Genomic DNA, 8,207 nt, shown 5'->3' on the forward strand with positions numbered 1-8,207 from the left:
GGGGGGGGTATATAGCATTATTTAAAAAACTTTATCAAATAAACAAACAACACAAAAAAGAACAAAAAATTTATCAACAAACCATACAAGTTTTTCCTCAACTCAAATATCCAAATTTAGAAACATGCAGCGATTATGAGCAGGCTTTAAAATATAAATTTCATTTATCTTATATGCTTGGTGAAGTTCTAATCAAAACTTTTAAAACTTGGTATAAAGGAAGTATTTTTACATTAGCTAAAAATATAAAAAAAGCTAATAAAAAATTTAAAATATTTAAAGAAATTTTTGATAATTTTACAAAGTTAAATCCAAATATCGTTAAAACAATCTCCAAAAATAAGCAAGTCTTTTTAAAAGAATTTCCAAGAATAGAAAATATATTAAAAATTCATCAAGACTATCAACCTATTATAGAAAATATTTTCCATAATTTTAATTATTTTATACAAAATTTTGATCTTATAGAAGAATGGCTATTATCAAATAATTTTAATGAAAAATATAAAAAAGAAAACCATCCTTACCCTTCATTATTTGATCCTAAAAAACTAAATGATGAAAAAGAAAAAATAAACTATAAAAACATACCAGCTGAACTTGCTTGGGAAATGAATCTACCTTTACCTGATAATTATGAATTTGTGTTTTTATCTGGCGGATTATCTGGGCGTGCTGCAATGATGTCGTTTTTTAATGTTTGTGACATTGGATATTTGTATCATCATATGGATTTAATGAAAAATAGATATATAGATTATTACCATTTTTCTAGGATTGAAAATTTATATTCAATTATAACATATGGACAACACAGTTTAATGCAAAATATAGATAAATATTTGACTTTAATTAATAAAATTCCAATTCTTTTTTTGGTAAGAGATCCTATATCAAGACTAAAAACCGGAGTAAATCATCCTATTCTAAATCCAAAAAGTATAAAGGAGATATGTTTAAACAATGATTATAGTGATGTGTTTAAGAATAAAATGTATGTTGGCGATATTGGAAAAAATTTTTACTATTCAGAAAAGCCAAGCATGAAATATTTATCTAGATGGATTAATGAAGATACAATGTATCAGACATCGCTTTGCTTATTATTTCCAAATAGAGATATTACTTATATTGACATGGAAGAAATAAAACCAGCAAAGGCATTCGATACAATGTGTGATTTAGCTAACAAATTTGGTTTTAAGAAACCAATGGATAAAAAATTTTTTAAAGGAGTTATGAATGGAGATTTAGCAGGTTTTATACCTATTAATTTATTTATCGATAAAAAAAATTTAATTTATAATAACAAAGTTATTTATAAAGATAATGATAGCATTCATCTTCAAATCACATCTATAAATTTGATTGAATTTTATAAACAATCTAAAGAATATATCAACTTCACTAAAGAATTTTTTGATAAACCTTTGAAATATGAAAATTTGGGAATATTTTTAAAACCACAAGAATTGGAGCGTTTAAGGCAAGATTCTAAGCTGTTTGATGTTACCAAAAGATATTTAAATAATTTTATTGAAGCTTTAGAAGAGAGAATAGAACTAGAAAAAGCTAAATTATTTAAAGAAAAAGACGTGTTAAACTATTTAAAAGAAAATAAAGAATTAAGAGTTAAGTTAAAAAACATACTAGATAAGGAACTTGTTCATATTAAACAACATCGTCCAGATATAGTAGCATCTTGGAAATACTATCAAGAATTTGAAAAAATGTGTAAGGAGTTGGATCAATAGTTAACATTAGAGTAAAAGTCGAGCATTATAATTTTTTAAGAAGAAAAGTTGAAGTTAACAATATCGATCAAGAGTATTAGTATTTTTTCTTAGAAATTTATCAATATTATAAATAATATTAGTAATTAAGGAAATGATTTGTTTTTAATTAGAGAATTTTTAAATTTTAAAGTGTAATTTAAGAAGTAAGTATGGTATGATATATTAAAATAATTAAAACAACAAAAGCTAAGGAGCAATAAGTGATAATAATTTCTCATAGAGGATTTTGGCATAATCATAATGAAAAAAATTCTATTGCTGCTTTTGATCGAAGTTTTATTAGTCTTATATGGTCTTGAAACAGATTTAAGAGATATGGGGGGGGGGCATAGTTATATCGCATGATATGGCTAATGAAAATTGTTTAAAATTAGAAGATTTTTTTAAGCTTTATAAAAAATATAATACAAATTTATCTTTAGCCTTAAATATAAAGGCTGATGGACTTCAAATTCTACTTAAGAAACTTATTCAAAAATATAAAATTACAAATTATTTTGTATTTGATATGTCAGTTCCTGATGCTTTGCTTTATATTGATTTAAATTTTAATGTCTTTACTAGACAAAGTGAATATGAAAAAGAGCCTAGTTTTTATGATAAGGCTTGTGGTGTTTGGATGGATGAGTTTTATTCGCATTGGATAGATAAAAATATTATAAAAAAACATATTGATAATGGTAAATTAGTTTGTATGGTTTCTCCAGAGCTTCATAAAAGAGATTATAAAAAAGAATGGCAAGAATACAAACAAATAGAAAAAGAGTTACATATACAAGACAAATTAATGATTTGTACTGATTATCCTGATGAGGCAAGGAGGTTCTTTAATGATTAAGATAAAAGCCATTATTTTCGATATGGATGGAGTTTTGATTGAAGCTAAAGATTGGCATTATGAAGCTTTAAATAGAGCTTTAAAACTTTTTGGCATGGAAATTACTAGATATGAGCACTTGACAACTTTTGATGGTTTGCCAACTAAGGATAAATTAAAAATGCTTTCATTGGATAGAGGATTGCCTAAATCTCTACATTCTTTTATAAATGAATTAAAACAGCAATACACCATGGAAATAGTTTATAGTTTGTGCAAACCTAGGTTTCATCATGAATATGCTTTATCAAAGTTAAAATTTGAAGGTTATAAAATGGCTGTTTGTTCTAATTCTATACGCAATAGCATTGAGGTAATGATGAAAAAATCGGCTCTTGAAAATTATTTGGATTTTTATATTTCCAATGAAGATGTAAAAAAAGGAAAACCTGATCCTGAAATGTATATCAAAGCTATAGAAAGATTAAAATTAAATCCTAAAGAATGCATGATAGTGGAAGATAATGAAAATGGTATAAAAGCAGCTAAGGCAAGCGGAGCTAATGTGATGATTGTAGATGAAGTTAGTGAAGTAAATTATGAAAATATTAAAAATCATATTTTTAAATTTGAAAAGGAATTGAAATGTTAAATATAGTGGTTCCTATTGCGGGTAAAAGTTATTTTTTTGATAATGAAAAAGACGGTTTTCCAAAGCCGTTTATTGAAATTTGTGGAAAAACTATGTTGGAACATTTTGCTAAAAATTATGAAAATGTCAAGAGTAAACGTTTTATTTTTATACTTAAAGAAGAAGACGTAAAGCGTTATCATTTGGATGATGCAATTAATGTTTTAACTAATAATCAAAGCAAAATTATTATTCTCAAACATGAAACACAAGGCATGGTTTGTTCTGTTTTGATGGCTATTGATGAGATTAATTTAAATGATTCTTTGCTTATTGTCAATATGGATCAAATTTTTGAGTGTGATTTAAATGAAGTGATTTCAGATTTATCTTTAAATGATGCAGGTGTTTTAAGCTTTGAGAGTGTTCATCCAAGATGGGCTTATGTAAAATGTGATGAAAATAATTTTGTTTTAGAAGCTTTTGAAAAAAAACCTGTAAGTAAAAATGCAATAGCGGGATTTTATTATTTTAATAAGGCTGAATTTTTCATAACATCAGCCTTTGATATGATTAAAAAAGATGTTAATTATGAAGGAAAATATTTTATCGCCCCAATATTAAATGAATTAATTTTACAAGATAGGAAAATTATAAATATATCAATTGATAAAAATCGTTATTTTACTTTTTACTCTCATGCGAAAATTAATGAATATGAAAGGATTAAAAATGCTTAAAAAATTAACTGAAAAATATATTAATGCTTTTAATAAAAAAGATATAAAAGAAGTAGCAAACTTGTTAAATGAGAATTTTGTTTTAGAAGATCCAGTTGTAAAAAGAATAGAAGGCAAAGAAGAATGTTTAAAAGCTATTGAAAATATTTTCAAAAGTTGCAAAGAACTAAGCTTTAGTGCTAAAAATATTTTTCAAGATAAAAATACAACTTTTATAGAATTTATTTTAATACTTGATGAGACTAGACTTGAAGGTGCGGATATCATAGAATGGCATGATGAAAAAATTGTTGAACTACGTGCTTATTTGGACATTCCGAAAGGTTGATTGTGAAAAATTATAAATTAAATGAAATGATTCGTGGTTGGTTTGTGGGAAATTTCGATCCAAGTGTTTTTAAAACTAATGATGTGGAAGTTGGCGTGAAAGAATATAAAAAAGGTGATACCGAAGAAAAGCATCATCATAAAATTGCAACTGAAATTACTGTTATTATTAGTGGCAAAGTAAGGATGAATGATAGGATATATTCTAAAGGCGATATAGTGATGATTTATCCAGGTGAAGCTACAGATTTTGAAGCTTTGGAAGACACAACGAATGTCGTCGTAAAACTTCCAGGAGTTAATGATGATAAATATTTAGGAGAATGTCAATGAATATAGTGATTCCTATGGCTGGGCTTGGAAGTCGTTTTGCAAAGGCTAGTTTTGATAAACCAAAGCCTTTTATCGATGTTTTGGGTAAGCCAATGATAGTTAGAGTGCTTGAAAATTTAAAATATAAAGATGCAAGATATATTTTAATAGCAAGAAAAGAACATTTAATTAAAGAAAAAAAGTTAGTTGATGAAATTAAAAATAATTTTAATGTAGAATTTATAGCTATCGATAAACTTACAGAAGGAACAGCTTGTACTGTGCTTTATGCAAGAAAATATATTAATAATGATACGCCATTAATGATAGCAAATTCTGATCAGATTGTTGATATTAATATAGCTGATTTTATCAATGATAGTTTCAAACGAGGTTTAGATGGTTCGATATTGACTTTTGTAGACAAAGAAAAAAATTCAAAATGGTCATTTGCAAAATTAAATAATGATTTGGTAGTAGAAGTAAAAGAAAAAGAAGCTATTAGTGAATTTGCTACAGTTGGGATTTATTTTTTTAATAAAGGAAAAATATTTGTTGAAAGTGCTATAGATATGATTATAGAAAATGATAGAGTTAATAATGAATTTTATACTTGTCCTGTTTATAATTATGCTATAAAAAATGGTGCTAAAATAGGTATTTATAATATTGATTTTTCCAAAATGCATGGCATTGGAACACCTGAGGATTTGGAAATTTTTAAAGCAATAAATAAATTGTAAGGTTTATTGCATATAATCATAAAAATATTTTAAAAATTTTTATGATTATGGGAATATGAAAACTCTACTTATTGATTTAGATGGAACTTTGACAATTGATGAAGAAAATGTAGATTATATTGATAAAAAACCAAATCTTGATTTAATTCAAACTTTAAAAGAGTATAAAAAACAAGGTTTTAAAATCAATATTTTTACAAGTCGCAACATGCGCACGTTTGATGGTGAGCTTGAAAAAATTAAAACTCATACTTTGCCTACAATTATCACTTGGCTTAAGAAACATGATGTACCGTATGATGAGATAATCATAGGTAAACCTTGGTGTGGGTATGATGGATTTTATGTTGATGATAAAGCTATTCGTCCGTCTGAATTTACAAGTTTAAATTATGAGCAAATTAAAGAACTTTTAAAAAAAGAAAATCCTCATAAAGATGGTGGTAATAAATGATACTCATAACTTCTGCAAGATATTCATCTTCCGATTTTACTTTAGAATTTGGAAAAATCTCTCCATCTTTTCTACCGCTTGGTAATAAAAGATTGTATGAATATCAAATAGGGCTTTTTAAAAATTTTAATCAAAAAATTTTTTTATCTTTACCCAGTGATTTTAAGTTAAGTAAATTCGATGAGAAAAAATTAAAAGAACTTAATGTTGAAAATTTATTTGTGCCAAACAATTTATCTTTAGGTGAATCTGTGGTTTATTGCTTAAATGTTTGTTGTGCTTTTGATGAAAAACTTTATATTTTACACGGGGATACTTTTTTCAAAAAACTTGTATTCAAAGAAAACTCTTTACAGGTTACAAAAGTTAAGGAAAATTACGATTGGGCTTATTTGAATGATGAATTTAATATACTGTCAAAAACATTGGAAGATGATTTGATTTTAGCAGGAGCTTATAGTTTTTCTCATCCTCAGTTTTTAATAAAATGTATAGTTGAAAGTGGTTATTCTTTTGTGGACGGCATGAAATCTTATTCTAAAGTTTATGCTTTTGATATTATAAAAAATAATACTTGGCTTGATTTTGGTCTTATAACAAGTTATTTTCACTCCAAAAAAGCTGTAAGCACGCAAAGAAATTTTAACAATATAGATATTTCAAATGGCTATATAAAAAAGTCTTCTTCTTGGCAAGAAAAAATAGAAGCAGAGATTAATTGGTTTGATAATTTGCCTAAAGAACTATTTATCTATACCCCTAAAGTTATAACTTATGAGGATAGTTATGAAATAGAATATCTTTGTAATAATACTTTAGCAGAATTATATGTTTTTGGAAAATTACCTAGTTATGTTTGGAAAAGAATTTTTAAGTCTTTAAAAGAATTTTTAGATAAGTTGCATTCTTTTAAAAGCAATGATAAAGATATAAATTTTAATTGCAAAGAAAAAACTTTAAAAAGGTTGCAAGAATTTAGCAAACAAAGCGGAATTGATTTGCATAAAAATATTGTTATCAATTCAAAATCTTATCCAAGTATTTTGACTTTAGTAGATAAGCTAGATTTTTATATGAATGATATGAATGAATTTTCATTAATACATGGAGATTTTTGTTTTTCAAATATTATGTATGATTTTAGAGCTGGTGCTATAAAAACCTTTGATCCAAGGGGATGCGATTTTAATGGAAAAATTACTCCTTATGGAGATAAAAAATATGATTTTGCAAAATTAGTTCATTCTGTTTTTGGACTTTATGATTTTATTGTTGCAGGATTTTTTGAGTGTAAAGTTAATAGTGATAATATAGAGTTTTTTATAGAAGAAGATAAAAATATTTTGGATATTCAAAAAGAATTTTTAAACATATTTGATATAGATGATAATATTAAAGCTTTGACTTTGCATTTGTTTTTATCTATGTTGCCTTTACATAATGATTTTAAAGAAAAACAAATGGCTTTTTTAGCAAATGCTTTTATACTTTATGATAAATTTTTTAAGGAGAGTAAATGATTATAATCTTTCCTATGGCAGGACTAAGTAGTCGTTTTTCAAAGGCAGGCTATGATAAACCTAAATATATGCTTGATTTAAAAGGAAATAGTGTATTTTTTCACGCTGTAAATAGTTTTAAAAAATATTTTAAAGACTTTAAATTTCTTTTTATATATAGGGAAATTGAAAATACTAGTGATTTTATAAAAAAAGAATGTGAAAAACTAGGAATAAAATCTTACGAAAGTGTAAGATTAGAACAAGAAACTTTAGGTCAAGCTCATACGGTAAGACTTGGATTAGACAGGGCAAATATTAAAGATGATGAGAGTATTTTAATTTTTAACATTGATACCTTTAGGCCAAATTTTTCTTTACCTACTACTTTGGATTTTTGTAAAATTAATGGTTATTTAGAGGTATTTGAAGCAGATGGAGAGCAATGGAGTTTTGTTTTAGCTGATGAAAATGACAATGTGATTAAAACTACAGAAAAAGAAAGAATTTCAAATCTTTGTAGTAGCGGACTTTATTATTTTAAAAAAACAAAAGATTTTAAAGAAATTTTTGATAGAATGAAAGCTGAAAATGATTTTACCAAAGGAGAATTGTATATAGCTCCTATGTATAATTATCTTATAAAAAAAGGCTTGCTTGTAAAATATCATATAATTTCATTAGATGAAATTATATTTTGCGGAACACCGGAAAACTATGAAATATTAATTTCAATATAAAATTAATATTTTACTTTATTTAAAGGAGAAACCCCATGAAAAACCCAAACTCAGCTATAGAAAGAATAAAAAATCATTTAGCTTATAAATTAGGCAAAGTTATGATTGACTTTAGTCATCAAAGAAATAATTATAAGTATGGGGGGGG

At 25.7% G+C, this 8,207-nt stretch carries 11 protein-coding genes; all 11 read left to right on the forward strand.

What is annotated here, in order from left to right; translation table 11 throughout:
- On the forward strand, positions 1–1,754 hold a 1,754-nt coding region (locus tag AJ885_RS06625; protein WP_070280906.1), incomplete at its 5' end, for a DUF2972 domain-containing protein.
- A 388-nt stretch (positions 1,755–2,142) separates the two neighbouring features.
- Positions 2,143–2,634 (forward strand): hypothetical protein, encoded by a 492-nt coding sequence (locus AJ885_RS06630; RefSeq protein ID WP_251988547.1) that lies wholly within the window; start codon positions 2,143–2,145, stop codon positions 2,632–2,634.
- Positions 2,627–3,265 (forward strand): HAD family hydrolase, encoded by a 639-nt coding sequence (locus AJ885_RS06635; protein WP_070280908.1) that lies wholly within the window; start codon positions 2,627–2,629, stop codon positions 3,263–3,265. Before AJ885_RS06630 ends, AJ885_RS06635 begins: the two co-directional genes overlap by 8 nt.
- A complete protein-coding gene (locus AJ885_RS06640; protein ID WP_070280910.1) occupies positions 3,259–3,984 on the forward strand; it encodes a glycosyltransferase family 2 protein in 726 nt (241 codons plus the stop codon). Before AJ885_RS06635 ends, AJ885_RS06640 begins: the two co-directional genes overlap by 7 nt.
- Positions 3,977–4,312 carry a nuclear transport factor 2 family protein gene (locus AJ885_RS06645; RefSeq protein ID WP_070280912.1) on the forward strand — a complete coding sequence of 112 codons (336 nt, stop codon included), beginning with the start codon at positions 3,977–3,979 and terminating at the stop codon, positions 4,310–4,312. Before AJ885_RS06640 ends, AJ885_RS06645 begins: the two co-directional genes overlap by 8 nt.
- Positions 4,313–4,314: 2 nt before the next feature.
- Positions 4,315–4,644, forward strand: a complete 330-nt coding sequence (locus AJ885_RS06650) for a hypothetical protein (RefSeq protein ID WP_070280914.1) — start codon at positions 4,315–4,317, stop codon at positions 4,642–4,644.
- Positions 4,641–5,366 carry a glycosyltransferase family 2 protein gene (locus AJ885_RS06655; RefSeq protein WP_070280916.1) on the forward strand — a complete coding sequence of 242 codons (726 nt, stop codon included), beginning with the start codon at positions 4,641–4,643 and terminating at the stop codon, positions 5,364–5,366. Before AJ885_RS06650 ends, AJ885_RS06655 begins: the two co-directional genes overlap by 4 nt.
- Before the next feature lie 55 nt (positions 5,367–5,421).
- Positions 5,422–5,820, forward strand: a complete 399-nt coding sequence (locus AJ885_RS06660) for an HAD-IIIC family phosphatase (RefSeq protein ID WP_070280918.1) — start codon at positions 5,422–5,424, stop codon at positions 5,818–5,820.
- A complete protein-coding gene (locus AJ885_RS06665) occupies positions 5,817–7,340 on the forward strand; it encodes a capsular biosynthesis protein (RefSeq protein ID WP_070280920.1) in 1,524 nt (507 codons plus the stop codon). Before AJ885_RS06660 ends, AJ885_RS06665 begins: the two co-directional genes overlap by 4 nt.
- Positions 7,337–8,059: a glycosyltransferase family 2 protein gene (locus AJ885_RS06670; RefSeq protein WP_070280922.1), complete on the forward strand. Its 723-nt coding sequence runs from the start codon at positions 7,337–7,339 to the stop codon at positions 8,057–8,059. Before AJ885_RS06665 ends, AJ885_RS06670 begins: the two co-directional genes overlap by 4 nt.
- Before the next feature lie 35 nt (positions 8,060–8,094).
- Positions 8,095–8,207: sugar transferase (locus AJ885_RS10985; RefSeq protein ID WP_070280924.1), on the forward strand; the 113-nt coding region annotated here is incomplete at its 3' end.

The sequence above is a fragment of the Campylobacter sp. BCW_6464 genome (assembly GCF_001762775.1).
Classification (GTDB): Bacteria; Campylobacterota; Campylobacteria; order Campylobacterales; family Campylobacteraceae; genus Campylobacter_D; species Campylobacter_D jejuni.

Bases quoted from the DNA above. Each gene is read 5' to 3' on its own strand.
- AJ885_RS06630 (WP_251988547.1), top strand. From the start codon at position 2,143: ATGGCTAATGAAAATTGTTTAAAATTAGAAGATTTTTTTAAGCTTTAT.
- AJ885_RS06635 (WP_070280908.1), top strand. From the start codon at position 2,627: ATGATTAAGATAAAAGCCATTATTTTCGATATGGATGGAGTTTTGATT.
- AJ885_RS06640 (WP_070280910.1), top strand. From the start codon at position 3,259: ATGTTAAATATAGTGGTTCCTATTGCGGGTAAAAGTTATTTTTTTGAT.
- AJ885_RS06645 (WP_070280912.1), top strand. From the start codon at position 3,977: ATGCTTAAAAAATTAACTGAAAAATATATTAATGCTTTTAATAAAAAA.
- AJ885_RS06655 (WP_070280916.1), top strand. From the start codon at position 4,641: ATGAATATAGTGATTCCTATGGCTGGGCTTGGAAGTCGTTTTGCAAAG.
- AJ885_RS06660 (WP_070280918.1), top strand. From the start codon at position 5,422: ATGAAAACTCTACTTATTGATTTAGATGGAACTTTGACAATTGATGAA.
- AJ885_RS06665 (WP_070280920.1), top strand. From the start codon at position 5,817: ATGATACTCATAACTTCTGCAAGATATTCATCTTCCGATTTTACTTTA.
- AJ885_RS06670 (WP_070280922.1), top strand. From the start codon at position 7,337: ATGATTATAATCTTTCCTATGGCAGGACTAAGTAGTCGTTTTTCAAAG.